Origin of the sequence: Lentibacillus salinarum (genome assembly GCF_042679865.1) — a bacterium.
In the GTDB taxonomy this organism is placed as follows: domain Bacteria; phylum Bacillota; class Bacilli; order Bacillales; family Amphibacillaceae; genus Lentibacillus; species Lentibacillus salinarum.
On the sequence record NZ_JBHTNH010000024.1, the window covers coordinates 77,011 to 102,322 of the forward strand.

Here is a 25,312-nt window from a genome sequence, read left to right on the forward strand (position 1 = left end):
CGCATCAAGCAAGTTATATAAAAAAACTCACTTTAAAACAGACAGGGTGGTCTGACCACTTAATGATTTCATTATAACAGATGACTTCCCTGTGTAAAGAAGAAAGAAAGCTTCTCATACACTTTCTTACCTCATCGTCTTTAACATCTTTAAACCATCACATCGTCTGTTCAGGGTCCTGGTGAATGGTTATGATCGCTGGCATTATCCAATACCACATTGTCCATTCCAAAACGGTTTTGCAACGATTCAAGACATGCCTTATCAGGCTGCAATAAATAAGCGTGGGATAATTGATAAGTAGTACGCTCATGCTGATTATAGATTATAACAGGTGTTCTGCCAGGATATTTGCCGGCTACCGTTCGAATGGCTGCTAACGCATTATTCCCATTATCTTCCGTTATTTTAATAAATAAACGCTGATTCTGATTGATTTTCCAATCCGCTTCCCTAAAAACATCCAAACGGGTTAAGATCCATTGCAATTGGTTATTCCGGCTTTCAACCGTACCGGCAAACGTCACGAGCATGTCTTCAGAAAGCCAACGATGAATCTCCCTGTACAGATCCGGAAAGACGACCGCCTCCATGTCGCCTGTCTCATCACCAATCGTCAAAAATGCCATCGGGTCCCCCCGTCTGGTACGGATTGGTTTGATGGTTTGAACGATTCCGGCACTTTTCACATTTCGTTTTCCGGTTAAATTTGGCGCATCTTCCATCGTGGTATAACCAGTTTTCTTCAATATAGCCCGGTATTGGGTAAACGGATGACTGGAAACATACAGGCCGAGCAGCTCCTTTTCATCACGCAGTTTCTTCATCAGACTGAACTCTTCTATCGCCACATAACGTTCTTCCAGATCAAGTTTGTCCTGAAATAGGCTTGATTGACCGCTGAATTCCTTGAACAGCTCGCCCTGTTCCATAGCCTGATCAAGTGATGCTAACAAACTGGCACGATTGGCATAAAGGTCATCAAAGGCACCAGCCATAATGAGCGTTTCCATTGTTCTGCGGTTGATTACTGTCAGCGACACACGCAAACAAAAATCAAACAAACTTTTAAAGACGCCTTCCCGCCGCACCTGGATAATTTCGTTAATCACCTGACGACCAATCCCTTTAATAGCCATAAAACCCATACGGATTTGCCGATTTTCCACGGAATATTTGCCAAAACTTTTGTTGATCGAGGGGGGGACCAATCCCAACCCCAATTCTGTTAATTCTTTGATATATAGCGTCAACTTATCCTGCTGCCCCCCTGCTGAACTCAGCAATTCCGCGAAAAAGGCAGCAGGATAATGGGTCTTCAAGTAGGCAAGCTGATAAGCGATTTTACTATAAGCAACCGCATGACTCCTATTAAACCCATAATTGGAAAATTTGACAATCCATTGAAATATTTCCTCGGCAATACGTTCACTGTAGCCATTAGCCAAACAGCCCTCAATAAAGGCAGCCTGTTGTTCATCCATCACTCGCTGGTCTTTTTTACTCACCGCCCGGCGCAAAATATCAGCCTGGCCCAGTGAAAACCCGGCGATTTGATGCGCGATTTGCATAATTTGTTCCTGATAAATCAGAACACCATATGTTTTCTTTAAAATCGGTTCCAGGTCAGGGTGCGGATAGTCGACCGCTTCTCTGCCATGTTTCCGATCAATGTAAACCGGTATATTTTCCATCGGGCCCGGCCGGAACAAAGCATTGACGGCCACGATATCTTCAAACGTTGTTGGCTTTAGTCGGTTCAGCAGTTGCTTCATGCCCTGAGACTCCAATTGAAAAACACCATTCGTCCTGCCTTTTTGCAGCAAATCATAAGTTGGGCCATCTTCATCCGGGATATCCGCTAACGTCATGGTGCGGTTTTCAGTATAACGGATGGTCTGCAGAATACGTTCCAAGAGTGTTAAATTGCGCAGTCCGAGAAAATCCATTTTCAACAAGCCGATTGCTTCAAGATCATTCATAGCAAACTGGGTCAAATGTGTTTCATGGGTCCCGACTGTTAACGGGACATGATTAACGAGCGGCTCTTCACTGATCACGACACCAGCGGCATGGGTAGACATATGTCTCGGAAGTCCCTCCAGTTTCGCTGCGACCGTAAATAACACCTTCAGTTTGTCCGATTGCCTGATATATTGCTGCAATTCGTCAGATTCCCTGATATATGACGCGATTGGCTGTTTCGCCTGGACAGGAATGTTTTTTAAAATAAAGGAAGCATCTTCCTGTTCAATAGCCATCGTTTTCATCAGTTCCCTTAGCAGCGATCTTGCCGCAAACGTACCAAACGTGATGATTTGTGCAACATGGTCCTCGCCATACGTTTCGCGAACATAATCGATTACCTCATCCCGTCTGTGATCCGAAAAGTCAATATCGATATCCGGCATCGTAATCCGCTCAGGGTTGAGGAAACGCTCAAACAGCAAATCATGTTCAACTGGATCAATTTCAGTTATCCCGAGTACGTACGCAACGAGCGATCCGGCAGCTGATCCACGCCCAGGGCCCACTAAAATATTCCGGTTTTTGGCATAAGCGATAAAATCCCAGACAATTAAAAAATAATCACTGAACTGCATCGACTGGATAATCTGCAGTTCATATTTAAGACGATCTTTAATTTCTTTAGTAAGCACAGCATATGTTTGTTTCGCGTTTTCCCAGCATATCATTTCAAGGTATGCAGACGCATCCATCTGTTTCGGGACAGGATAGGATGGAAGCATCGTCTGATCAAAATCCAAAGTAACATCACATGTGTCAGCAATCATTTCAGTTTCACGAATGGCAGCCGGCCAGTCGCCTTCATACAGCTGCTTCATCTCGTCAGCCGAGCGCAAGTGACGCTGTTTTACACTGGTATCTGTAATCCTCAATGGCCATTTTTTGTCATGTTTCATGGCACGTAAACAGTCATAGGCGATATCATCCTTTTCATCCAGATACCGGACATCGTTCAGCAATACAGCCTTGATCTGATACGTCTCCTGGAAAGCTTTTACGGCTTGATTGATAAACCGTTCATTTCGGAGACCATGATCCTGAACGCCAAGATAAAAATGATCCCTATCAAACATATGCCAGGTCGTATCTAGGTATTCTTTTACCCTATCAAATGATTCCGCAGGCAATATTGATCCCAGTTTCGAATCGGCGGTCACGACAATACATATCAAATCATCACTGTAGGATGCCATCTCTGAGTGACTGATACGGTCTTTTTGGGATAATTGGATGTGCGTGCTCAGCCTGATCAGATTCCGGTACCCGTGGTTATTTTTAGCCAGCAGAACACACGTATCCGATTCGTCGTCGTCGGTGGCCATCTTAACGTGCATCCCGATGATTGGCTTAATCCCATTCTGCTGACATGCTTTATAAAATGGGATAGCACCATATAATACATGTTCATCCGTGAGTGCCAGCGCATTGAATTGCCGTTCCCGTGCTTTGGAAGCCAGTTTATCAATGGTAATCGTGCTGTTCATAAAACTGTACCCGCTGCGAACCAGTAAATGGGTAAATGACATGCTATCCCCCCTCTCTTAAGTATCTTTATTATAGCTATTCCTATAAAAAGCTGCATGTTAGCCATTTTCCGCGTCCTGGCATATCTTGTCCAGCCGCATCATAAAATGAATCAGTATATTGACAAGGAGCCTAGATGATGGAGGAACGGTTTATAGCTCAACTCATTCATTGTTTTTTTATTGCCTTCGGTGTCATTATTGGCGGTGCCATTATCGGTAGTATCGGGGCGTTTGCCACCGGAGACGCGCCATTTACCCAAATCACCCGGATTGCAGACAGGTTACGAATTTGGGCAATTGTCGCCGCGATTGGCGGAACGTTTGATGCTATCGCCAATTTTGAAAAAGGTGTTTTGGACGGCTCAACCTTTGACCTGTTTAAACAAATCATGCTCATTTTGGCAGCCATGGGTGGTGTTAAAGCTGGGATAACCATTCTCAGCTGGCTGATTCAGGAGAGTGTTGGCTGATGCATATCCCACCATATCATAAAAAAGCCACATGGCAGCGCTTTTTGGTTGGGACATTTATCGGTGCTGTCATTGCTTATTGTTTATTTGTCTATATGCACGGAACAATGTATGGACAGCTTCTGGAGGAAAACCGTGATTTGAAATCAGAGGTGTCGGAATTAAAAAATCAAAACGAAGCACTGCTCGAAGATAATGAAAGCCTCGATGAACAATCAAAAGAGCCGATCAAAGTGGAAACGATCGAAATCACCATCACCAATGAAGAAGACCTGCCGGATAAACTCATTATACATGACCTTGAAGAATTAATGAAGGAAGAAATCGAGCATATCATCGGCAAAGACCTTTCCATCATTTCGGAAAGTGATGGCCTATTGGAAGCCACAATCCAAAATAAAGTCTTTAAAGTTGATGATTTTGAATTCCAGTTCACTGTTGAAAAACTATACTTGACACCAACGGTAAAAATTTCAGTAGAAGCCAATATAGCAGATTAATGTGACCATTTCATGAAACATGAATAATATAATAGCAATCCATTTACTTATCGACTATAATAAAATGAGCGTTTAGCTTATTTTCTAAAAGGAGTTGGATTAATATGCTTATCATCAATGAGCGACGGTTACGCGATGACAAAATTGCCCAGCTAAAAAACGGATACACAGCTTATGCTGAATCTGCCGAGCTAATCCGACTAATTCGACGCGGGATTGAGCGGGAAAATCTCCACGTACATTATGACCAGACAAATGCAGGGTGCTGGTTTATCCCGGCCCTCGTCCGAAAAAGCTCCTAGACTAGTCAGTCCTTCTCAGTAAACAGCTTTCCACTATTATGCAGAGCTATCTCCACTTTGGAAATAGCTCTTTACGTCTATCCTTTATAAAAGCTGCAGGCGGCATCCAGATCTTTCACCACAGCATCCGTTTCATCCCATGTGGCCACAGTTGCGCCGGACGCCATCGGATGCCCGCCGCCATTGTACTTGGCAGCAATCTCATTAATGACCGGGCCTTTTGAACGGAGGCGCACCCTGATCAAATTGTCTTCCTCAATAAACAGCACCCATGCTTTTATTCCTGCTATATCACCCAGAACTCCGACAAGCTGACCGGTCTCCATCGGACTGACACCATATTCATCCAGAATAGCTTTTGTCAATTTAACCGAGCTCAAGCCGGATTCAGAAAGCTCGAAATGCTGCAGGATATAGCCCCTTAGTCTGGCAATATTGTGTCTGATACGGTATATGCCGTCATAAAGATTGGGGCGGTCAAAGTCATATGTCACCAGTTCCGCAGCATGCTGAAATGTTTTTTTGGTTGTACCTGGGAATAAAAACCTTCCTGTGTCGCCGACAATACCAGCATAAATCAGGCGGGCCGCTTCATCGTTTAATGTAAAGCCATCATCCCGGGCAGTCAGATAGAAGTCATAAATCATTTCACTGGTCGAACTGGCCGCTGTATCCACCCATGTCACATCACCGTAATCGTCCACGACCGGGTGATGATCAATTTTAATCAGTTTATCGCCCAAATCATAGCGCTGGTCACTGATACGGGCAGCATTAGCCGTATCGCAAACAATGACAAGGGCGTTTTCATATGTATGATCAGGAATGTGATCCATCTTTGCCAAAAACGCTAGTGCCGGATCTTCCTCACCAGCTATGTACACGTTTTTTTCAGGGAAAGATTTGGCAATCATTTCCTTAAGGCCAGCCTGGGAACCGTACGCATCCGGATCAGGCCTTACATGCCGGTGAATGATAATTGTTTCATATGCTTTGATTGCTTCACTGATTGCTTGTATAGCCATTGTATTCTCCTAACTTTGTCACATATTTATACTTTCTTTCAACGTCAAAACAAGCTACAATAGTATCGACTTATGGTTACAGGAGCAGATGTTATGATTATTTTTCCAATTATTATTGTGCTTTCACTCGTTTTCTGGGTTTATTACAAAGTCGCTATCTTGAAAAGTGACGATGGGCTGACACAAGCTTATTTTAACGCAAAATCACGTGTTTGTCTTGGAAGTTTCATTTTCTTTTTTGCCATTAATCAGTATATATTCTACCAGACTAAGCTGGCATTATTAATCGGCGTTGTACTTCTACTTTTTGGGGTAATTCATGTGTACACGGGGATGAAAGAAGTAGGCCACTACCGGCGAGAGTGGCAGCGCCTGAATGCATAGCAGAGGTCAGAGGTCGGATGTCTGAAATGGTTGGAATCGGCAGGTAGCCGATTCCTCTCATATATCAGCGGTCGATTAATTGGGCCATCAGGAGACCTTTACCGACCATTTTCTTTCCACTGAACACTTCGACATCCATTTTAGCGTAAATCCGGCCGGCTTCAAGTATGTTCGGTTTAATCAGCAGCTGACTCTCAATAGAAACCGGCTTCAAGAAGTAAACGGTCAAATTTTCCACGACAAGGTCACCTTTTTTATAATAACGCAAGAGCCGACTACCGGCTTCAGTCATGAGTGCCGTAAACACACCATTGGAAAGCGTGCCGAGCTGGTTGGTCATTTGCGGTGTCACAAGGGCTTGAAAAACAGTCTGATCTTCTTCCACGGGAAGCAGATTGCTTGCCACAATATCATCGATTGTTTCCCCGATTTGCGGCTGCCGCTGAATTTGTTGTAAAGCTTTCAAAACATCCTGACGGGAAACAACTCCTTTCAGTCTGTTTGAAGGATCAACTACCGGCACGACTTCAATTCCTTCCCACACCATCATATGCGCAACATAAGCCAGCGACGTTTTCTCTTGGGCGGCGTTCGGGTTTTTGGTCATAATTTTATCAACACGCAAATTTTTATCTTTACCGATAATGTCTTTTGAGGTGATCATCCCGGCCACCCGCGCTTTGTCATCAACAACCGGGTACCGTGTATGTGCTGATTGCTCGTTTAATGTATACCAGCGTTCCAGTGTATCTTTCGTATATAGAAATAATGATTGATCGTACGGCGTATAGATGTCCCCGACAAAGACAATTTCCTTCTTAATCAGCTGGTCGTAAATGGCCCGATTGATCATGGCAGCCACAGTAAACGTATCATAGCTTGTTGACATGACCGGCAATTGTTTCTGATCCGCAAGTTGTTTAATATCCGCATTCGTATCAAATCCGCCCGTGATTAAAACAGCAGCGCCTTCATTTAATGCCAGCTCGTGTGCCTGTACCCGGTTACCCACAATTAATAGTGAGCCTGCTTCAGTATAGCGCATCATGGCATCCAGCTGCATCGCTCCGATAACAAATTTATTTAATGTTTTATGCAGTCCCTGACGGCCGCCTAGCACTTGTCCATCCACAATTTTAATAACCTCGGCAAACGTCAAGCGTTCAAAATTATCTTTCTTTTTCCGTTCAATCCGGATTGTCCCGACACGCTCGATTGTACTGACAATCCCCTGGTTTTCAGCTTCTTTAATCGCCCGGTAGGCGGTACCTTCACTGACATTCAGGGCTTTTGCGATCTGTCTGACAGAAATTTTATGGCCGATTTCCAGTGATAAAATATGCTGTAAAATTTGTTCATGTTTTGTTGCCATTTGGATCACCGACTTTCAACTGTACTAGTCTTTATACTTGCCTTTTATTATACAGTTGATACAGCCAAACGACAATGGTTACGCCCTTTCCTGGACTCGTTCTCTTTCCTGTTCCATTACCGGAGGCTCAGTCATTTGCAAAAGTGTTGCAAAGTTGGCTCCAACAACGAGTAGAAAGAATCCGAGCCATAATCCCCAAAATAAAATCGCTTCTTGAGTGACCACTTCGGGAATAACCGGCCAGGCAATATAAAGAAAGAATCCGGCTAACAGTAAACGCAATATTGCATAATGGCGCAAGTATATCGCCTCCTTTCATAGTAATCTATGATAGGAAAAGAAAGAGAAGAACTTGGGTTGTCGTATTCTTTTTAAAACAGGTTATGAAAATACCAGTTTAATAAAAAATCTCCCTGAAAGTAAGCGATTACCGCTGCAATAACAATATATGGACCGAATGGAACCGGCTGTTTTCGGTCAATCACCTCCAGCAAAAGCAATATGAGCCCGATAATTGCACCAATCACACAGGAAAGAAACAACGTCAGTAATGTTTTTTCAAACCCCAATACAATGCCTAATAGACCGAACAGTTTCATATCTCCTGCACCCATCCCACCACGGCTTATCACAATGATTATCGCAATAATCATGACGCCAGCCAGCATGCCGGTAATAGAAGACCACCATGGATCAAGTGGCCGAATGATACGAGCAATGACAAACAATGGAAAAAAGAATAGTAAGATGCGATTCGGAATAAGCATGAATTTGATATCCGAAACGAAGATAATGACGAGCAACGACACGAATAGCCAAGCCGTTACCAGTTCCAAGTCAAGCCCTGTCTTAACGTAACATAAGGCAAATATTAAGCCAGTTCCCAGCTCAACACTGGGGTATAAAGGTGATATAGTCATTTTGCAATTATGACATTTGCCCTGCTGAAAAATATAGGACAAAACCGGAATAAGTTCATACCACGACAGTTGTTGTTTACATTTCGGACAAATGGACCGGTTATACGTGAAGGATTGTTTGTGAGGGACCCGTAATCCAATGACATTGAAAAATGAGCCAAAAATCAAGCCCAGAAGGAAAAATAGAAGTGGGAATAAGTTATCCATGACTGCGCTCCTTAAAAAGAAATAAAGTAAACGGGACATAAGGGTCAACACCAAAATCAATGGTTGAAATATATGGATAAATATATTATAGACAACTAGCTAGCGGAGGGAAAACACGGAGACTCCTGTGGGAAAGCGCAGAGTAGACCTGAGCAGAAAAAAGCGAACTTCTTTTTTCGAGGAGGCTGAGCTCGGGGCCCACGGAAAGCGTAGTGTTTTTCCGTAGCGGTTGCCTTTATCAATTTAAATCCAGTTTGTCAAACATAGATTTTGGTGAAGAGCCGGAAATAAAAGGTAATCGTTGTGTTTTGGCTTATAATAACATGTATTGACAAGCATGGGTGATGTATTATTCAGATAATTTATATTAAGAAAACGTGAGCAAATGATCACTTTTTGGCTTACAAATCCACTGAGTCCCCGATTTTCATGGCAAGGCCTTTACCGGTTTTCACATTGGCGGCAAATTGATCCGCATCCTGTTCAATCACCGGGAATGTATTGTAATGCACAGGGACAACCGTTTTGGCACTGATCCAATCCGCTGCAATCAGGGCATCGTCAGGACCCATTGTGAAATTGTCACCAATCGGTACAAATGCGATGTCAATATCATTCATCTCACCGATCAACTTAAGATCACTGAACAAGCCAGTGTCACCAACATGGTAGATGGTTTTGCCACCAATCGTCAGCAGGATTCCGCCTGGCATACCTGTGTAAATAATGGTGCCGTCTTCTTCTGTGTAGGAGGAGCCGTGAAACGCTTGGGTGAATTTTACCTTTCCAAAATCAAATTCATGTGCCCCACCAATATGCATTGGGTGCGTGTTTAACCCTTTACCGCCTAAGTAATTAGCCAGTTCATTCGGTGCTACAACGAGCGCATCGTTCCGTTTGGCAATTTCCACCGTATCCCCGACATGGTCGTTATGCCCATGTGTCAGCAGGATGACATCTGTTTCGACTAACCCTGCATCAAGATCACACGCATCATTTTCTGAAATGAACGGGTCAATTAAGATCGTATGCTTATCTGTTTTGACATATACAACAGAATGGCCGTGATAAGATACTTGCATGAATATCGCTCCTTTTTACTGAAAATTGTCTGCACTCTCTATATTCGATAGAGGCCCTTGAAAATCCTTTCCCGTTTGTCTCGATTTTCATACATGCGGACGAACAAATGAGTGTGCCTGACAACTTCTTCCCCCATGTCTGTTATAATGAACCTATTATATAAAATGAGGTGTTACCATGACAGAAAGGCTCGACGCGCTGCTTGAAGAACTTGATAAACATCATCTTGACAGCTTGCTCATAACATCACCAGCTAATTTTTATTACTTGAGCAACTATTATACCGATCCGCACGAGCGTCTGATTGCTGTCTATGTCAGCCGGACGCACGATCCGTTAATGATCGTTCCCGCCATGGAAAAAGAAGATGCCAAAAATGCCGGATGGCAACATGCGATCATTACCTACCATGATCACGAAAACCCGTGGGAATTATTTCACCAGTTTTTAAAACGCCAAAGCCGTATGCCGCAATCCATCGCCCTTGAACGGAATCACATAACACTGGAGCGGTTTGAAAGCGCCCAGACCGTCTTTCCGGACGCTGTATTCAGCGATGCGCAGGAAATTCTGGCTGATTTACGCGTGATTAAAAGTAAACAGGAATATACCCTGCTTAAAGAAGCTGCGGAACTGGCTGATTTTGGTATTAAAACAGGTGTCAACGCTATCGCGGAAGGTGTCAGTGAGCTGGACATCATTGCCAAAATTGAATATGAACTGAAAAAACAGGGCGTCCGGCAAATGGCCTTTGCCACGATGGCCTTGTCAGGTGTCAAGACGGCATCGCCGCACGGGACACCTTCCATGAAACAAATCGAAACAGGTGACCTTGTTCTGTTTGACCTAGGTGTCATTTATGAAGGCTATTGTTCTGACATAACCCGAACCGTTGCGTACAAATCCATAACGCCTGAGCAAAAAACGATTTATCAGACGGTCCAGGAGGCGGAAACGAAAGCAATCGCGACTTCCAGGCAGAATACAGCTGTTAGGGACATTGACCTGACAGCGCGCCGACATATTGAACAAGCAGGGTTCGGTGATTATTTCACTCACCGGATCGGGCACGGGTTGGGCATCGAGACACATGAATATCCTTCAATGCACAACCGAAACGAGTTGCCGCTTCAGCCTGGGATGTGTTACACGATTGAACCGGGGATCTACGTGCCAGGAAAAGGTGGCGTGCGGATTGAAGATATGGTTTTCATGACACGTGAAGGTGCTGAAACATTAACCACTTTTTCGAAAGACCTACAAATTGTGGATTAATTCAGCCGCATGCCCCGGCTATCAACCGCGCAGGAACGTTTTCAGCCAAATGATTATAAAAGCGGCACCTGATTCAGGTACCGCTTTTACGATTATTCATCCAGTAAGTTATGCACGCTTGCAAAATCTAGACCATGGGCTTCGGCAACCGCTTTGTGTGTAACATAGCCATCCAATGTATTGATGCCTTTTAACAACGCTTCATTATCAAGGCAAGCCTTTTGATAGCCCTTGTTCGCTAATTGCAACGCATATGGAACCGTCACATTGGTCAGACCAATCGTGGCTGTGCGCGGCACTGCTCCAGGCATATTCGCCACAGCATAGTGCACAACACCATGCTTTTTATAGATCGGATCATCATGGGTGGTAATCCGGTCACTCGTTTCCACAATACCGCCCTGATCTATAGCAACATCAACGATAACCGAGTCTTCTGGCATGGCCTTGACCATTTCCTCTGTGACTAATGTCGGCGCTTTAGCTCCTGGAATCAAGACTGCGCCAATCACAAGATCCGATTCCGCGACCGAATCCGCGATATTTTTCGGATTGGACATCAATGTATTAATATCCGAACCAAACATATCATCCAGCTGCCGCAAACGCTCCGGATCCAAATCAATAATCGTCACGTCCGCTCCAAGCCCCATAGCGATACGGGCAGCGTTGGTCCCGACACCACCGCCACCGATGACAGTCACTTTTCCGCGTTTCACACCCGGAATACCGGCAAGCAGGACACCTTTTCCGCCTTTTGTTTTCTCAAGAAACTGGGCGCCTATTTGGGAAGCCATGCGACCGGCAACTTCACTCATCGGTGTCAAAAGCGGCAGCGTGCCATTGTTAAGCTGCACCGTTTCATAAGCGATCCCGATAACTTTTTTTTCAATCAGTGCTTTTGTGACATCCGGTTCTGCCGCCAAATGCAAGTATGTAAACAAGATCTGCCCCTCTTGAAAGTAGTCGTATTCTTCAGGCAGCGGCTCTTTGACCTTCATGATCATGTCATAGGACCAGGCCTCTTTTGCAGTTGAGACGATCGTCGCCCCTTCCCTGGCATAGGTTTCATCCGGAAAACCCGATCCTGACCCGGCACCAGTTTCCACATAAACCTCGTGACCGGCTTTTGTCAGTGAGACGACCCCCGCTGGTGTCATCGCAACACGGTTTTCATTGTTTTTGATCTCCTTCGGTACACCGATTCTCAAATCTATACCCCCTTCTGAATGATAATGGTTGAAAACACTTTCATTATAACAAAACACGGCAAGAATAGCATTCTTAAACGTTTATCGATACCGATTGATGACATCGATGCCGCCGGTTATTTCAAACACGGACCCGGTAATCATATCGGAGTCACGGTCACATAAATATAATATCGCACGGGCGATATCCTCTCCGGTTCCGGGCCTGCCAATCGGGGTTTTTTCGTCTTGAATTTGCCGGCTTTCTTCAATGTTGGCTTCTTTCATGTCCCCGACAATATTACCCGGACACACCATGTTGGATGTTATTTGATATTCCGCCTCTTCAAATGCAATGGTTTTCGTCAACGACGCAAGACCACTTTTGGCGGCAGCAAACGCGGAACGGTACAACCAGCCGGAAGCACTGTTTGCGCCCTGGTAACCGTAATTGATAATCCGTCCAAACCGTTGCTGTCGCATATGCGGGATCGTCTGTTTTAGCAAATAAAAAACGGCATCAAGATTGCCATTAATCATGTTATGCCACTCTTCATCAGAATAGTCCAACAGTTTCTTCCGCTCGAACACAAAGGGCCCGGCATTATTAATCAGATAATCAATACCGCCATGATGCTTAACGGCGCTATCCACCAAATGGGTTATATCTTGTTTATTCGTCACATCTACTTGTTCGATATGTAATGAAGGTGCATATGATCCCAGTTCTTCCTGAACACGACTGGCTTTGTCGGTATTGCTGTGATACGTGGCCGTGACATGGTGTCCGGCTTCCAAAAATTTTTGTACCACTTGCCTTCCCAACCCGGAAGTTCCGGCTGTTATCAGGGCATGTCCCATCGACTACTCCCCCTTTTCCAAATTCTGAAACCTTGTCATGACTGATATTATAACATAATATAATGTATCAGGTCAGTTGAACCAATCCACCCATTAATGGGCGGATTGGCGATGGCTTTTAATTTTTTTGATTATTATACGTGTGGATATTGCGGTTATTGGACAATTTGTCTTTGTCTTCAATAACGCCTTTCTGATAGCTTTCGAACAACTGGTTCTTGACAGCAGAAATCCCTTTTTTATCTTCAAAGAAATGGTCGTTTTTGGCCACTTTATCACCTCCATTCTTAGTATGTTCACATTAACGACACAAACAAGTACATTCTGTTTCCATTTTAGTAAAAGACGATTGTCAGTATGATATAAAGGGTATTAAACTAATAAAAAAGGGGGGAAGAAAAAATGGATTCAGAATACAAGCAAATTGTTGTGGCAGTGGATGGTTCAGAGGCTTCGGAAAAAGCATTCCGAAAAGCAGTGAATATTGTTAAGCGAAATGATGCGCGGATGATTCTAGCGCATGTAGTCGATTCAAGAACGTTTGCTACCGCTGAAGCCTACGACAGGACACTCGCGGAACGTGCAGAGGAATACGCGAAGGACCTGGTGGACAGTTACGCGGAAAATGCGAAAGTTTCCGGCATCACCAAAATGGAAAGGTCAATTGAATATGGGTCACCCAAAGTGAAAATTGCTAAGGATATTGCAGGAAGGTACAGCGCCGATTTGATTATTTGCGGTGCGACGGGCATGGGAGCTGTTGAACGTTTTCTGATTGGCAGTGTTTCAGAAAGCATCACACGCTATGCCAGCTGTGATGTTCTCGTTGTGCGGTGATTCATGGGCGCATTCTATTTCCGCATAAAGATAGCAGGGAAAGCACCATATGCCACACAACTGGGTACTACCCTGCTGTCCTTGCCGGTCAATGACAGCTATCTTTCCTTAATTCATGCACGACATGACTGATTTCCGGGATAATCAGCCTCTGCATAGCTAATTTAACCGCACCGGATGAGCCAGGCATAGCAAAAACGGCTGTATTGCCAATCACACCGGCAATGGCTCGTGATAAAATGGCTGCGGAGCCGATATCCTCCTGATAGCTGAGCATACGAAAGATCTCACCGAAACCGTTCATTTCTTTATCCAGCATGGGCTGAATCGTCTCAATTGTCACATCACGATGCGCTATGCCGGTGCCGCCATTCAGCAAAAGAATATCAACGCCGGCATTTTCACAGCCGGCTGACACGTCGTTCTGAATCACCCCAGCGTCATCGGCAATAATCTTCTTCAGAGCCATCACATGACCTGCTTCTTCCAGCATGGTCACAATCAGATCACCGCTTTTATCGGTTCCCGGTGTCCGTGTATCACTGATTGTCAGCACCATACAATGAGCTGACGTATCATGTTTTTTGTGCTGGTGGATTGACATACAGGTCCCCTCCTAGTGCTGCTCTGTAATTCGCACTGTATCCCGGGCAATCATGACTTCCTCATTTGTCGGGATCACCATCACTTTGACCGGTGAATGCGGATAGTTGATGAACGTCTCTTTCCCGCGAATTTGATTACGGGCAGGGTCCCAGTAGACACCCATAAATTCCAGCCCGGTCAGAACTTTCTCCCTGACAACATCACTGTTTTCCCCAACACCCGCGGTAAAGATAATCGCATCGACACCGGACATTCGTGCCGCATAGGATCCCAGATACTTATGAATTCGTGCTGCAAACACTTCCAGAGCCAGCTCTGCCCGTTCATTTTCATCGGCTTTTTGTTCAATGTCCCGTAAGTCACTGGAAAAGCCGGACAGAGCGAGCATACCACTTTTTTTGTTTAAAACGTTGATCACGTCATCTGCATCTTTACCTGTTTTTTCCATAATATACGGAATGAGAGCCGGGTCGATATTGCCTGATCGTGTTCCCATTGTCACACCCGCCAGAGGAGTGAATCCCATCGATGTGTCAATTGATTTGCCTTTATCGATGGCAGCAATGCTGGCGCCGTTACCTAAATGACACGAAATGAGACGCAGCTGATCAACCGGCAATCCGATCATTTCCGCCGCCCGTTGTGAAACATATTTATGGGATGTCCCGTGAAAACCGTATTTACGGATACCATAGTCCTTATAATACGCATAAGGTAAACTGTATAGATACGATTTTTCCGGCATTGTCTGGTGAAATGCTGTGTCAAATACCGCTACCATAGGCACATCAGGCAAAATGTCCCGGAACGCCCGAATCCCTGTCAGGTTGGCCGGGTTATGAAGTGGGGCCAGTTCAGATACGTCTTCGATCGTCTCAATAACGTCGTCCGTTATGAGAACCGAATCATTAAACTGCTCGCCGCCATGTACGATCCGATGTCCAACGGCATCAATTTCCGCCATCGACCGAATCACCCCGGAAGAAGCAAGCCTGTCCAAAAGCTGTTTGACCGCCACCTCATGATCCGGTATTTCCATGACGGCTTCATCCTTAGCATTGACTTCAATCATAAACACTGATTCAGGCAGACCAATCCGCTCGACAAGGCCCTTTGCCAGAACAGTTTCTTCAGGCATGCGGATCAACTGGAATTTTAATGAGGAACTGCCAGCATTGATCGCCAATACGTTTGACATGGTTTATAACTCCCTTCTTGTTGACTATTGCTTCATAGTGTCGGAAAACCAGGCATTCATTTGTGCTAAAATATCATTCATAGCGTCTGTATTTTTAAACGAAGGGACTTGAACGAGTAATGGCTGTTTAAGGCCAGTTGTGTCCGGCCCTTTCTTTTGCAGCATAAGAATACTTTTACGATTTTTGTCTGCTTTGAACGCTGATTCCGGCAACTGCAAAACGCCGATAATATGCGCCTGTTCCTGAAGGTAAGCATGCAGTTTATCGGACTGGTCACTGTCGAAAAGAAATTCAGGGATGACTAAGATCAAATAACCGCCGGGTTTTGTATAATTCATACTCTGTTCAATAAACAGATGGTGGGCATAGGAATGACCTTCTTCCGCCCGCAGTTCATAATCATTGGCCCGGATATCGTCAGGATAATAGCCAACCGGCAAATCACTGACAACGAGATCGACCGGATCCAGCAAAAATGGTCGCAGACTGTCCTGATGGAAAAACTCGATTTCTTTCTGTTGCAAGTTGGCGTTCAAAACAGCCAGCTTAATGAGTGTCGGATCAACTTCACCCGCAACTACATCCCCCAGCTTGTCAAGCTGCTCCGTAACGACCGTCAACAGGTTTCCCGTTCCACTCGCCGGATCAAATACGCGAATATTCTCCTGGTCACTTGTTACTTTTGAAGCCAAATAACCGACAAACAGAGCGACTGTTTCTGGTGTCATTAAATGCTGCTGCTGTGTGGCACCTTTCATGCCTTTTAAGATCGCCAGCTGTACGGCCTTTCGGATGTCCACGATGTCATAAGCTGACAGATCTGGTATGGACGGCAGATTTTGTTCAAAGTCACCCATTTCTTCAGGTGGATTTCCGTAAAAAACCGTCTCCAACGCGATGGTCAGGCTGTCCAAATAGGTTTCATTCATGTATTGTTGGACAGTTTCAGTCAGATTATCAATATGTTCAAACAAAGATTCTACGTTTGATTGTTCCATGCACAAATCCTCCGATTCCATTGTCTCAGAAGCGTCTCTATTGTACCAAAAGAGCAATCGTTCCTAAAACAAAAAGCTCTCCTGCTATTCACCGCTGCAGGAGAGCTTCGTGAGGATTTATTCCGCTTGCCGTGCCGCTTCAAGCGCCTTGTCATAATCGGGATGGTTGGTGACCTCACTTACATATTCCACGTAGGTGACATTATCATTGGAATCAACTACAAAAACTGACCTTGCCAGTAGGCGCAGTTCCTTGATCAACGCACCATATTTTTCACCGAAGTCTGCATCACGGTGATCGGATAATGTATCCAGATGCTTAATGCCATTTGCGGCACACCAGCGCTGTTGGGCGAACGGTAGATCCATGCTGATCGTCAAGACTTGTACATTATCCAATTTATCGGCTTCTTCATTAAAACGCCTTGTCTCTTCAGCACAGACACCGGTATCAACGGACGGTACAGCAGCAATTAATTTCACTTTCCCCTTATAATCATCCAGCGAGACTTCCTGAAGATCATTCGACAGAACCGTGAAATTCGGAGCCTTGTCCCCGACTGAGACCTCATCCCCCATAAGTGTGACCGGATCCTGGTTAAATGTCACATTAGCCATTGAATCATCCCTTCCCATAACATTGTCTATCTTCCATTTATATTATGAATGGATTTGTTAATGATGTCCAATGATTCGGTCTCTTTATTTCGGAAAATTATGTCAACTATATATCATAGTTTTGATCAAACGAATCGTCAAACTTCTTTTCGTCATCCTCCTGACCGCGTTCCTGTCGCTGTTTCTTATCCTGCTGCTGACCGCCTTGCTCTTCTTTACTCCGGCTCTTGCCTGCTTGCTGTTTCATCATATCCGGCAGACCCGATTCTTTCAGCAACTGCTGAATTTTCTCAACTGCTTTAGGTGCAAAATCCATCATTTTTTCGTATATGTGGGTACTTTCATCAAGATGGATCATCTTAATGCCTTTCGGGTTGACGATCAAAAATGCGACCGGTGTCACCGAGACACCACCGCCACTGCCACCGCCAAAAGGCAACGAATCACTTCCGCCGGATTCCTTGGAGCTGCTGCTGCCACTAAATTCACTCCCGCCGGCGGCAAATCCGAATCCCAGTTTCGACACCGGAATAATCACGCTACCATCCGGTGATTCGATAGGATCCCCAATGATTGTGTTAACGTCAATCATATCTTTTAAATTTTCCATTGCTGTTGTCATTAATCCTTGTATTGGATGTTCATCCATGACTGATCCTCCTTAAATGGCTGCTTCCCGTTTTGCAGGCAGTTTCCGTATAATTTTGAGTAATGCATAGATAGCTTGCCCCGCCCTTATCGATATCATGCAGTCAACGGCCGAATCGATTCGTTTTTGATTAAAAAAGGGGGTGACGACAATTGATGGCTGACATTTCAAGTGGCATTTAGCTGACAGGATTCCGACGGCTGCACCTTTGGCCCCCCATATCCCACCAGCTGCCATACCTGTTGTATGAGCTTTACCGGTGCCAATTTCCGTATGCCACGTAAGCTCGTGAACGTGCAGCCGCTCCAGAATAAGTGTTGATACCTCATGAAAACCGTTTATTTTTTGAACAAAATGCCGGCTAATGTTATGTATCATTGTCAACGTATCGTGAAATGAATGCGTCTGATCAGGTTCTTCGTTCATTAAATTGATGGACCTTTCCATCAAGCGGATATGACAAAAATAAACGGTAACTTCCATCGTTTGCTTTTGCTTGTTTATTGTAACCGAACCGGTCACGATGATTTTTGAATAGAGCAGGATGATACAAACGATCAGGAAACATATCAAAATTCCAATTGCCACGGGCTCACCCCTTTTTTCTTAGCTTCTGCCAATTTCCTTTTTTTACACATAATTAGGTTAAGACAGGTGAACATGGTAAAATAACGGTAAAATGGATCTTTATCTGTGGAGGGTTTATGATATGACAACGCGAAATAACCTGTATTTTTATTACCCGAACAATCCTGAACTTGAGGATAAACTAGACCCACTATTCAAACTGGCAACAGATAACGGGTTTCAGATTGTGGAAAATGCGGCGGATGCCAATGTCATCGTAAGTGTTGGCGGGGACGGTGCCTTTCTCCAGGCTGTCCGTCAAACCGGTTTTCGGCAGGACTGCTTGTACACCGGCATAACGCGAGCGAATGAATCCGGTTTGTATTGTGATTTTAATATGGACAACTTTGACGAAATGTTGCACACCATGGTTCATGAAGAAATGGAAGTACGCCGTTTTCCAGTTATCGACGTGGTTGTTAATGGCGAGTCTGCGTTTCATTGCCTGAATGAGGTGAGCATCCGCTCTACCATTATCAAATCGATTGTGATTGATGTCCATATTGATGACTTGCATTTTGAAACGTTCCGCGGTGATGGGCTAATTGTCGCCACGCCTACCGGAAGCACCGGCTATAATAAATCAACACAAGGTGCTGTCATCGACCCAAAGATTCCGGCATTTCAGGTATCCGAAATCGCCTCGCTCAATAACAATCGCTACCGTACACTGGGGTCATCGTTTGTTTTAAACAAAGACCGAACATTGACACTGAAAATTGTTCAGGACGGTAATGATCACCCTTTGATTGGCATGGATAATGAAGCTTTTTCAATCCGGAATATCCAGGATCTGACCGTTCGTTTGAGCGATAAAGTGGTCAAGACGGTGAAACTCAAACATAACACGTATTGGGATCGGGTAAAACGGACATTTTTATAACAATGAAAGGGGCTATCCATTTAAGGATAGCCCCTGGCCATTTCGTTTATCATGTTGTTATTGTGGGAAGTTGCCACTAAATTGTTGTTGAGCTGTTGAAACAAGCCGTTTTGTGATTTCCCCACCTACAGAACCGTTAGCACGGGACGTATTATCAGCACCAAGTTGAACACCAAATTCTTGTGCAATCTCAGTTTTCATTTGATCCAGTGCTTGTTCTGCACCAGGTACTACTAATTGATTTGAACTGTTGCTTGCCATGTTCAATCACCTCCTTGGTACCCTTATGGTGTGTACCAGGCTATGATTTTAAAACTGGTAGTTGTTGACAATAGTCGATTATAAAAGATCATCAAATTCTTTTTCGATAGCCGATGTACCGGTCAATGTCACCACTTCGATGCCGTTGACTGCCTCTTCAATCAGCTTGGAAAAGTCGGTCTGTGACTCAAATTCATTCACTTTTTCCCGTGTAGGTCTGGTCTTCGGGGACTTCGGTACAAAAATGGTACAGCAATCTTCGTATGGACGAATGGAAATAGCATAAGTATCAATTTGTTTTGAAATCCGGATAATATCGTCTTTATCCATAGCCACCAGTGGCCGGAGAATCGGATAATTCGTCACCTCGTTAATGGCATTCATGCTTTCCATTGTCTGGCTGGCAACCTGACCTAGACTTTCACCTGTCGTAATCGATAAAATGGATTCCTTCCGGCAGACCTGCTCACTTATCCGCATCATCATTCGACGCATAATGGTCATCGCATAATTTTCCGGCATCTCCCGGAAAATATGCTGCTGTACTTTGGTGAATGGAACCACATGGACACGAATCTTATTGCCATACTGGGTTAATGTTTCAGCCAAATCCAGTACCTTTTGCCTGGCCCGTTCGCTCGTAAACGGTGGTGAGTGAAAGTGAATCGCCTCGATTTGCACCCCGCGTTTCATCGCCAAAAACCCGGCAACCGGGCTGTCGATTCCCCCCGACAACATCAGAAGTGTTTTCCCTGAAGAACCAACCGGCAGTCCGCCAAGTGCTGGAACAACACTTGACATTATATACGTAGCTTCTGTCCGGATTTCCACCCTGAGCTCCAAATCAGGCTGGTGAACATCCACTGTATAACCGGTTGTATTGGATAACAAGTGCTTACCCAAAACCTGATTCATTTCCTGGGAGCGTACCGGAAATGTTTTGTCAATGCGCTTTACGGAAACTTTAAAAGTCCGAACGTTGGTACTATTCTCTAAAGCCCATAGTGTCGCACCCTTAATGTCAGTCTCATCATTTTGAACTTTTAAAGCCAGGCTAAGACTTTGGATACCGAATACATGACGGCATTTTGCCATAACCGGTTCCGGTTCATGGCCGTTCAGTAAAACGAACATACGCCCCTGGGTCCGCTTTATGGTCACCTCCGGAAAAGGCTTAAGCTGCTCTCTGAGATTGTTCTGCAGCTGTATAATAAAGCTTTTGCGGTTTTTACCTTTTAAGGCGATCTCGCCATAGCGAATTAATATATGGTCATATTGCATAGTTATCTACTCCATTACTGCTTTTAATTGATCAATGGCTTCTGCCAGCGCCTTAAGAAAAGCATGAATCTCATCTTGGCGCGTATCATAGGCCAAGCTAATACGGAGTGCGGAAGCCGAGCGATCCGAATCATGGCCGCACGCTGCAAGGACCTCGCTTTCATCCGTCTGTTTGGATGAGCAGGCTGATTTGGTTGATATATAAATCTCCCGTTCACCAAGCGCATGGATAATGACTTCCGGCTTCAAACCCGGGACTGACACATTCATAATATGCGGTGCTCCATCTTCAGGGGAGTTCACCTCAACGCCAGCCATTTCGGACAGCTTTTGCCGTAATATCTGCTGCAGCTCCCTCATATGCCTGATGGCAGCTGTTTCTCTTTCTTTGGCCAATCTTACGGCTTTAACCAGCGAAACAGCACCTGCAAGATTTTCCGTCCCTGAACGCAGAGCCTGTTCCTGGTTGCCACCATGGAACAGTGGGAATAGAGACGTGCCGTTTTTCACATATAATAAGCCGGTCCCTTTCAGCCCGTGAATTTTATGGCCGGAGAACGTACATAAATCAACGCCGCTGCCGGCAAGCTGTAACGGAACCTTTCCCATTCCCTGAACATCATCAACATGGAATAATAACTTCGGATGCTGTTTGGCTATCTCCCCGATCGCCTTAACTGGTTGAATCGAGCCAAGTTCATTATTCACATGCATAACACTGATCAATATCGTATCATCCCTGATCGCATCATTTATGTCGCTTACAGAAACAACCCCATTGTCGTCAACCGGTAAATAGGTCACGGCAAAACCCAGCCGCTCTAATCCTTTGAACGCCTCCGCCACCGAGGAATGCTCCACGGCTGTTGTAATGATATGACGACCGCGTTTCTGATGTTCCAATGCCACCCCTTTAATGGCAAGATTATTTCCTTCCGTTCCCCCGGAGGTGAAAATAATTTCATCATGGGTGACATTAAGCAGGTCAGCTGCCTGTTCCCTTGCCCGCACCAACAATTTCTCAGCTTCACCGCCGAGCTGATGAATACTTGAAGGATTAGCAAAAAAACGTTCCGAAGCCTGTTGAAAACTTTGCAATACGGCCGGATCAGGTTTTGTCGTTGCACTGTTATCCAAATAAATCATCGTCATTACTCCCCAAATCATATATCTAAACGGTCTAACAAAAAGAAAGGCTGACCATCTCTAAAAGGATTCATGTTTATCCTTTCCAACAAGGTAGCCTTTATCATCAATTTCGCACACCATAAACAGTGATCAAAAAGGCCAGTATTCCTCTTTGATCACTCACTCCAAATTCAATTCGTCCAGCAGAACGTCAATCGAAACTTTTCCTGACTGATTCACCATATCGGAAAGTTCCGCTGCCTGCAACACTTTTTGATTGTCATGGGCATATACCATGCCACTGTCACCTTCAAAGGCGACTTCTTTGGTTGCCGTCACACTGGTTTGTACGATGCCGTGCGGCTGTGCTGTAACCGGTGGGGGTTGATTGGAAACAATTAAAAGGATGACAGCCGACCAGACGCCAATAACACTTAAACCAAGAACCAGCATTAACACGCGTGACCACATCCTAGTTGGCTGCCTCTTGAAATTCCTCGATCTGTTTCAGAGCGCCTGGTTCAACTTCCTCAACGGCTTTGGCTGCATGTTCAAGTGACAACTCATATTCATATGACCGGAATAGGCGTTCCGCTTCCGCGAGCTTGGCGGCTAGTCCCGGGTTCTGACTGCGGTACCGGTTGGCATACTGAATCACCTGTTCAGTCAGATAAGCCTGGTCAAGCATTGTTTCCGTCTGTTCCATGATATCATGGACAGCTTCTTTCGCTTCTGATAATGCAAGCTTAACTTCCGACATGTTAAGTGGCTGTTTCTCCAACGACACAAAAACCTGATTATTTTTATTTGCTGTTTCATCCATTTTATTCCAAATAAAAGTCGGAACACCGGGGATATTGCTTTTGTTTAGCCTTCGATTAACTTGATCCAGCTGGTGTTTCATTTCCTTTAATTGTTCTTTCGCTTCGATTTCATCTTTCCGCAGGTTCTCAATCCGTTTCTTAAATGCATCGTGTTCTTTCTGTAACGCAGCCAGTTTTGAAAAAGCGTCTTCAAGTTCATCTCGTAAATCAGAATGGGCTGCCGTATGATCGTGTTCCAGCGCATACATGATAGTTTCCAGCTGTTTACTTAGCTGGGTGATGGATTTATCCAATGCGAGATATTTTTCCATATCACTGTCCTCAAAGTGGTAGGCTTGCTTCAACTTGTTCACTTCTTCTTTTGTTACATCAAATTTATCCACCAACGCATGGAATGAATCCTGGTAAGATGATATTTTCGTTTCCACATAATTACGGGCCAATGCTTCTTTTTCCAGTAGCTGGTACATCTCTTCCAGCCGTTCTTCCATCTCCGGGATGACAGCTTTAGCCTCTGATGTCTCCCCTTTTTCAAGGGCGTCCATACATTCGGCAAGCCGGCGCTGATAATCGTGTACTTCCTTTTCAAACCCGAGGTGCTCAATCCGGTAACCATCATCTTTCATGTCTCGCAGGCCTTTATATAATTCGTTCAACTTGTCGGGTAATTCACGTTTGCACGTTCGATAAATAGCAGGGAATGCATCGATTTCCTCTGAAAGAGTATCCATTTCCTGTTTAAGTGTATCGGCCAATTTACGGGCATCAGAATAATCGCCGGCATTCGCCAGTTCATGATATCGGGTCAATTCATCCGCCAGTCCGTCAAGCTCCTCCTCAAAGCGTAATCCAGCCTTGCCGAATTGGCCGCGGGTTTGGGATAGCTTCTTGCGCATAGCTTCTAGGCCAGGTTCAATCTTTTCGATTTCTTTACGGCTTGTTTCTTCTGACGCCATCAGTTGATCTAGTTCAGTCAGCATATCGTCAATTTTTTGTTCAATTGATTGCAGCGCCTGATTCGCCTTGCGTAATGTTTTTTTGGCACTGGGAAAACGATAGCGGTCGGCCGCTTCTTCCGCATCAAACAAGTATTCCTCAATATCGGGCAGCTCATTGGTCACGATAGCTTCCCATCGTTCTTTCCACGATTCAAATTTTTCCTGTGTCTCCCCGGACAGATTCAGCGCTTTAATACGTGAGAGTTCCCCCGTTATATTGCGGTTCATAATATCCATTTTCCAGGCTTCAAGGATATCCACTTCGTCATAAACCTTCTTACGCATAATAAGTCCGCTAATAATTAATGTGATCAGCACTAACACACTGCCAATTATGTATGCCATAAAATGCCTCCTAACTCCATTCCCATATAAGAGGTACTTCCTGAATGTATATGTATGACAGTAACTCCAATCATTCGATGGCTATACTACTAATAATACCACGTTATTGGCATTTTTGGCTAAGAAATTTCAAATAAATTCCCGTTTCGACAGATTTTTTCTCGCGTATTTGAACGACAATTTTTATATGGCCACACAACCGGCTTATCTCGTCATTTCACTGCTTTGTGCCACCACATAATCCAGCCAATTGTCAATCGTCTTCGTATATTTTTTGACAAATTGATGATGCGAAAACTCATCAACAATCTGATTTTTCCATTCATGCTGTATCATGTAAGGTGTAATCAGCATTCCTTTTAACTGCATCAGCAAAAACTGGTTATCCAAATGTTTCCTGATCCGTCCCGGAAAAATGGCATAGAAAGCATTGCTGATCACGTAATTTTCCTTCGCCAGATACGTTACCGCCATTTCACGGACAAATACCGAATCCAGCGACAGCTCCCGTTGAATAAAACACGACAATTGATGATTGTCCTGTTTGTACTGTATAATAGCTTCAATCATTTTTTTCAGCCGGTCCAATGGTGGCAATCCCTCATGCTCCTGCTCTGACGCTTCAATTGTTTCCAGATAGGCTTCATAATATTGAGTAACCGCATACTCAAGCAGGCCTTGCTTGCTTTTGAAATAATAACTAATCAAGGAAACATTGACAGTGGCTTTGTCAGCGATATCCCTGACGGATGTTCCATGGAACCCATTCTGAAAAAACAGGAATGATGCAGCATCAATGACTTTCTGTTTCGTTGGATTTTTTTTCATTTCGAACTCACGCCCCCCTTATGTTTCTTTTACGACAAAATGAGGAAAATCCCTTCATTTGTCGCTCGACAATTATCACAGGTTTTT

The 25,312-nt window shown here is 44.6% G+C and carries 28 protein-coding genes; 7 read left to right on the top strand and 21 right to left on the bottom strand.

The features are described 5' to 3' along the window. Window positions 1-170: 170 nt before the first annotated feature. Entirely contained in the window at window positions 171-3,554 is a 3,384-nt protein-coding gene (dnaE, locus tag ACFQ4A_RS11220) for a DNA polymerase III subunit alpha (protein ID WP_382400598.1), read from the bottom strand. Between the two features lie 137 nt (window positions 3,555-3,691). On the opposite strand from dnaE, the gene ACFQ4A_RS11225 reads away from it, so the two are divergent. The 3 genes from ACFQ4A_RS11225 (at window position 3,692) to ACFQ4A_RS11235 (ending at window position 4,826) form a co-directional block, all read left to right on the top strand. Continuing rightward, window positions 3,692-4,024, top strand: a complete 333-nt coding sequence (locus ACFQ4A_RS11225; RefSeq protein WP_382400600.1) for a YtrH family sporulation protein — start codon at window positions 3,692-3,694, stop codon at window positions 4,022-4,024. Further along, on the top strand, window positions 4,024-4,524 hold the full coding sequence (gene ytrI / locus ACFQ4A_RS11230) for a sporulation membrane protein YtrI (protein ID WP_382400602.1): 501 nt from the start codon (window positions 4,024-4,026) through the stop codon (window positions 4,522-4,524). The genes ACFQ4A_RS11225 and ytrI overlap by 1 nt, the downstream gene beginning before the upstream one ends. A 104-nt stretch (window positions 4,525-4,628) precedes the next feature. Then, entirely contained in the window at window positions 4,629-4,826 is a 198-nt protein-coding gene (locus tag ACFQ4A_RS11235) for a hypothetical protein (protein WP_382400604.1), read from the top strand. Between the two features lie 77 nt (window positions 4,827-4,903). On the opposite strand, the gene ACFQ4A_RS11240 is transcribed toward ACFQ4A_RS11235, so the two are convergent. After that, window positions 4,904-5,851 (bottom strand): DHH family phosphoesterase, encoded by a 948-nt coding sequence (locus tag ACFQ4A_RS11240; RefSeq protein WP_382400606.1) that lies wholly within the window; start codon window positions 5,849-5,851, stop codon window positions 4,904-4,906. Window positions 5,852-5,944: 93 nt separating this feature from the next. Here ACFQ4A_RS11240 and ACFQ4A_RS11245 point away from each other — a divergent pair, with 93 nt between their 5' ends. Next, window positions 5,945-6,235, top strand: coding sequence for a YtpI family protein (locus ACFQ4A_RS11245; RefSeq protein ID WP_382400608.1), 291 nt, complete (start codon window positions 5,945-5,947; stop codon window positions 6,233-6,235). A gap of 64 nt (window positions 6,236-6,299) precedes the next feature. Here ACFQ4A_RS11245 and ACFQ4A_RS11250 read toward each other — a convergent pair whose 3' ends face one another. From ACFQ4A_RS11250 to ACFQ4A_RS11265, 4 genes are all read right to left on the bottom strand, one after another. Continuing rightward, on the bottom strand, window positions 6,300-7,607 hold the full coding sequence (locus tag ACFQ4A_RS11250) for a DRTGG domain-containing protein (RefSeq protein ID WP_382400610.1): 1,308 nt from the start codon (window positions 7,605-7,607) through the stop codon (window positions 6,300-6,302). A gap of 78 nt (window positions 7,608-7,685) precedes the next feature. Then, a complete protein-coding gene (locus tag ACFQ4A_RS11255; RefSeq protein ID WP_382400612.1) occupies window positions 7,686-7,907 on the bottom strand; it encodes a hypothetical protein in 222 nt (73 codons plus the stop codon). Between the two features lie 71 nt (window positions 7,908-7,978). Then, entirely contained in the window at window positions 7,979-8,734 is a 756-nt protein-coding gene (locus tag ACFQ4A_RS11260; RefSeq protein ID WP_382400614.1) for a prepilin peptidase, read from the bottom strand. 401 nt (window positions 8,735-9,135) lie between these two features. Then, complete coding sequence (locus ACFQ4A_RS11265; protein WP_382400616.1) at window positions 9,136-9,816, bottom strand: metal-dependent hydrolase; 681 nt, start codon at window positions 9,814-9,816, stop codon at window positions 9,136-9,138. Between the two features lie 178 nt (window positions 9,817-9,994). Here ACFQ4A_RS11265 and ACFQ4A_RS11270 point away from each other — a divergent pair, with 178 nt between their 5' ends. Further along, window positions 9,995-11,092 (top strand): M24 family metallopeptidase, encoded by a 1,098-nt coding sequence (locus ACFQ4A_RS11270; RefSeq protein WP_382400618.1) that lies wholly within the window; start codon window positions 9,995-9,997, stop codon window positions 11,090-11,092. Between the two features lie 92 nt (window positions 11,093-11,184). Here ACFQ4A_RS11270 and ald read toward each other — a convergent pair whose 3' ends face one another. The 3 genes from ald to ACFQ4A_RS11285 form a co-directional block, all read right to left on the bottom strand. After that, on the bottom strand, window positions 11,185-12,303 hold the full coding sequence (ald, locus tag ACFQ4A_RS11275; RefSeq protein ID WP_382400620.1) for an alanine dehydrogenase: 1,119 nt from the start codon (window positions 12,301-12,303) through the stop codon (window positions 11,185-11,187). A gap of 81 nt (window positions 12,304-12,384) precedes the next feature. Then, window positions 12,385-13,143, bottom strand: a complete 759-nt coding sequence (locus tag ACFQ4A_RS11280) for an SDR family oxidoreductase (protein ID WP_382400622.1) — start codon at window positions 13,141-13,143, stop codon at window positions 12,385-12,387. Window positions 13,144-13,261: 118 nt separating this feature from the next. Beyond that, window positions 13,262-13,414, bottom strand: coding sequence for a hypothetical protein (locus tag ACFQ4A_RS11285; RefSeq protein WP_382400624.1), 153 nt, complete (start codon window positions 13,412-13,414; stop codon window positions 13,262-13,264). 131 nt (window positions 13,415-13,545) lie between these two features. Here ACFQ4A_RS11285 and ACFQ4A_RS11290 point away from each other — a divergent pair, with 131 nt between their 5' ends. After that, window positions 13,546-13,980, top strand: coding sequence for a universal stress protein (locus ACFQ4A_RS11290; RefSeq protein WP_382400626.1), 435 nt, complete (start codon window positions 13,546-13,548; stop codon window positions 13,978-13,980). An 88-nt stretch (window positions 13,981-14,068) separates the two neighbouring features. Here the strand turns inward: ACFQ4A_RS11290 and ACFQ4A_RS11295 are convergent, their stop codons facing one another. The 6 genes from ACFQ4A_RS11295 to ACFQ4A_RS11320 all read right to left on the bottom strand — a co-directional run bounded on the left by ACFQ4A_RS11295 (window position 14,069) and on the right by ACFQ4A_RS11320 (window position 18,638). Further along, window positions 14,069-14,584 (bottom strand): MogA/MoaB family molybdenum cofactor biosynthesis protein, encoded by a 516-nt coding sequence (locus ACFQ4A_RS11295; RefSeq protein WP_382400628.1) that lies wholly within the window; start codon window positions 14,582-14,584, stop codon window positions 14,069-14,071. 12 nt (window positions 14,585-14,596) lie between these two features. After that, entirely contained in the window at window positions 14,597-15,784 is a 1,188-nt protein-coding gene (locus ACFQ4A_RS11300; RefSeq protein ID WP_382400630.1) for an acetate kinase, read from the bottom strand. A gap of 24 nt (window positions 15,785-15,808) precedes the next feature. Then, window positions 15,809-16,783: a class I SAM-dependent methyltransferase gene (locus tag ACFQ4A_RS11305; RefSeq protein WP_382400632.1), complete on the bottom strand. Its 975-nt coding sequence runs from the start codon at window positions 16,781-16,783 to the stop codon at window positions 15,809-15,811. Between the two features lie 117 nt (window positions 16,784-16,900). Further along, the gene (gene tpx, locus ACFQ4A_RS11310) at window positions 16,901-17,401 is read right to left on the bottom strand and encodes a thiol peroxidase (protein WP_382400634.1); all 501 of its coding nucleotides are present in this window, start codon (window positions 17,399-17,401) and stop codon (window positions 16,901-16,903) included. A 106-nt stretch (window positions 17,402-17,507) separates the two neighbouring features. Then, on the bottom strand, window positions 17,508-18,050 hold the full coding sequence (gene ytfJ / locus ACFQ4A_RS11315; protein ID WP_382400636.1) for a GerW family sporulation protein: 543 nt from the start codon (window positions 18,048-18,050) through the stop codon (window positions 17,508-17,510). Window positions 18,051-18,062: 12 nt separating this feature from the next. After that, window positions 18,063-18,638 (bottom strand): DUF2953 domain-containing protein, encoded by a 576-nt coding sequence (locus ACFQ4A_RS11320; RefSeq protein WP_382400638.1) that lies wholly within the window; start codon window positions 18,636-18,638, stop codon window positions 18,063-18,065. Between the two features lie 121 nt (window positions 18,639-18,759). Here ACFQ4A_RS11320 and ACFQ4A_RS11325 point away from each other — a divergent pair, with 121 nt between their 5' ends. Continuing rightward, entirely contained in the window at window positions 18,760-19,560 is an 801-nt protein-coding gene (locus tag ACFQ4A_RS11325) for an NAD kinase (RefSeq protein WP_382400640.1), read from the top strand. Window positions 19,561-19,617: 57 nt separating this feature from the next. Here the strand turns inward: ACFQ4A_RS11325 and ACFQ4A_RS11330 are convergent, their stop codons facing one another. The 6 genes from ACFQ4A_RS11330 to refZ all read right to left on the bottom strand — a co-directional run bounded on the left by ACFQ4A_RS11330 (window position 19,618) and on the right by refZ (window position 25,225). Further along, window positions 19,618-19,821 carry a small, acid-soluble spore protein, alpha/beta type gene (locus tag ACFQ4A_RS11330; RefSeq protein ID WP_382400642.1) on the bottom strand — a complete coding sequence of 68 codons (204 nt, stop codon included), beginning with the start codon at window positions 19,819-19,821 and terminating at the stop codon, window positions 19,618-19,620. Window positions 19,822-19,899: 78 nt separating this feature from the next. After that, a complete protein-coding gene (gene thiI / locus ACFQ4A_RS11335) occupies window positions 19,900-21,102 on the bottom strand; it encodes a tRNA uracil 4-sulfurtransferase ThiI (RefSeq protein ID WP_382400644.1) in 1,203 nt (400 codons plus the stop codon). 6 nt (window positions 21,103-21,108) lie between these two features. Further along, complete coding sequence (locus tag ACFQ4A_RS11340; protein ID WP_382400646.1) at window positions 21,109-22,248, bottom strand: cysteine desulfurase family protein; 1,140 nt, start codon at window positions 22,246-22,248, stop codon at window positions 21,109-21,111. A gap of 162 nt (window positions 22,249-22,410) precedes the next feature. Further along, window positions 22,411-22,689, bottom strand: coding sequence for a hypothetical protein (locus tag ACFQ4A_RS11345; protein WP_382400648.1), 279 nt, complete (start codon window positions 22,687-22,689; stop codon window positions 22,411-22,413). Window positions 22,690-22,702: 13 nt separating this feature from the next. Continuing rightward, the gene (gene ezrA / locus ACFQ4A_RS11350; protein WP_382400650.1) at window positions 22,703-24,397 is read right to left on the bottom strand and encodes a septation ring formation regulator EzrA; all 1,695 of its coding nucleotides are present in this window, start codon (window positions 24,395-24,397) and stop codon (window positions 22,703-22,705) included. A gap of 204 nt (window positions 24,398-24,601) precedes the next feature. After that, on the bottom strand, window positions 24,602-25,225 hold the full coding sequence (refZ, locus tag ACFQ4A_RS11355) for a forespore capture DNA-binding protein RefZ (protein ID WP_382400652.1): 624 nt from the start codon (window positions 25,223-25,225) through the stop codon (window positions 24,602-24,604). Window positions 25,226-25,312: the final 87 nt, after the last annotated feature.

What these genes read in the sequence shown, in the direction of transcription:
- ACFQ4A_RS11225 (WP_382400600.1), top strand. Translation starts at nt 3,692, where the DNA reads ATGGAGGAACGGTTTATAGCTCAACTCATTCATTGTTTTTTTATTGCC.
- ACFQ4A_RS11245 (WP_382400608.1), top strand. Translation starts at nt 5,945, where the DNA reads ATGATTATTTTTCCAATTATTATTGTGCTTTCACTCGTTTTCTGGGTT.
- ACFQ4A_RS11305 (WP_382400632.1), bottom strand. Translation starts at nt 16,783, where the DNA reads ATGGAACAATCAAACGTAGAATCTTTGTTTGAACATATTGATAATCTG.
- ACFQ4A_RS11295 (WP_382400628.1), bottom strand. Translation starts at nt 14,584, where the DNA reads ATGTCAATCCACCAGCACAAAAAACATGATACGTCAGCTCATTGTATG.
- ACFQ4A_RS11330 (WP_382400642.1), bottom strand. Translation starts at nt 19,821, where the DNA reads ATGGCAAGCAACAGTTCAAATCAATTAGTAGTACCTGGTGCAGAACAA.
- thiI (WP_382400644.1), bottom strand. Translation starts at nt 21,102, where the DNA reads ATGCAATATGACCATATATTAATTCGCTATGGCGAGATCGCCTTAAAA.
- ACFQ4A_RS11280 (WP_382400622.1), bottom strand. Translation starts at nt 13,143, where the DNA reads ATGGGACATGCCCTGATAACAGCCGGAACTTCCGGGTTGGGAAGGCAA.
- ACFQ4A_RS11240 (WP_382400606.1), bottom strand. Translation starts at nt 5,851, where the DNA reads ATGGCTATACAAGCAATCAGTGAAGCAATCAAAGCATATGAAACAATT.
- ACFQ4A_RS11290 (WP_382400626.1), top strand. Translation starts at nt 13,546, where the DNA reads ATGGATTCAGAATACAAGCAAATTGTTGTGGCAGTGGATGGTTCAGAG.
- ACFQ4A_RS11260 (WP_382400614.1), bottom strand. Translation starts at nt 8,734, where the DNA reads ATGGATAACTTATTCCCACTTCTATTTTTCCTTCTGGGCTTGATTTTT.
- refZ (WP_382400652.1), bottom strand. Translation starts at nt 25,225, where the DNA reads ATGAAAAAAAATCCAACGAAACAGAAAGTCATTGATGCTGCATCATTC.
- dnaE (WP_382400598.1), bottom strand. Translation starts at nt 3,554, where the DNA reads ATGTCATTTACCCATTTACTGGTTCGCAGCGGGTACAGTTTTATGAAC.
- ytfJ (WP_382400636.1), bottom strand. Translation starts at nt 18,050, where the DNA reads ATGGATGAACATCCAATACAAGGATTAATGACAACAGCAATGGAAAAT.
- ACFQ4A_RS11235 (WP_382400604.1), top strand. Translation starts at nt 4,629, where the DNA reads ATGCTTATCATCAATGAGCGACGGTTACGCGATGACAAAATTGCCCAG.
- ACFQ4A_RS11265 (WP_382400616.1), bottom strand. Translation starts at nt 9,816, where the DNA reads ATGCAAGTATCTTATCACGGCCATTCTGTTGTATATGTCAAAACAGAT.
- ACFQ4A_RS11325 (WP_382400640.1), top strand. Translation starts at nt 18,760, where the DNA reads ATGACAACGCGAAATAACCTGTATTTTTATTACCCGAACAATCCTGAA.
- ytrI (WP_382400602.1), top strand. Translation starts at nt 4,024, where the DNA reads ATGCATATCCCACCATATCATAAAAAAGCCACATGGCAGCGCTTTTTG.
- ACFQ4A_RS11250 (WP_382400610.1), bottom strand. Translation starts at nt 7,607, where the DNA reads ATGGCAACAAAACATGAACAAATTTTACAGCATATTTTATCACTGGAA.
- ACFQ4A_RS11270 (WP_382400618.1), top strand. Translation starts at nt 9,995, where the DNA reads ATGACAGAAAGGCTCGACGCGCTGCTTGAAGAACTTGATAAACATCAT.
- ACFQ4A_RS11300 (WP_382400630.1), bottom strand. Translation starts at nt 15,784, where the DNA reads ATGTCAAACGTATTGGCGATCAATGCTGGCAGTTCCTCATTAAAATTC.
- tpx (WP_382400634.1), bottom strand. Translation starts at nt 17,401, where the DNA reads ATGGCTAATGTGACATTTAACCAGGATCCGGTCACACTTATGGGGGAT.
- ezrA (WP_382400650.1), bottom strand. Translation starts at nt 24,397, where the DNA reads ATGGCATACATAATTGGCAGTGTGTTAGTGCTGATCACATTAATTATT.
- ACFQ4A_RS11340 (WP_382400646.1), bottom strand. Translation starts at nt 22,248, where the DNA reads ATGATTTATTTGGATAACAGTGCAACGACAAAACCTGATCCGGCCGTA.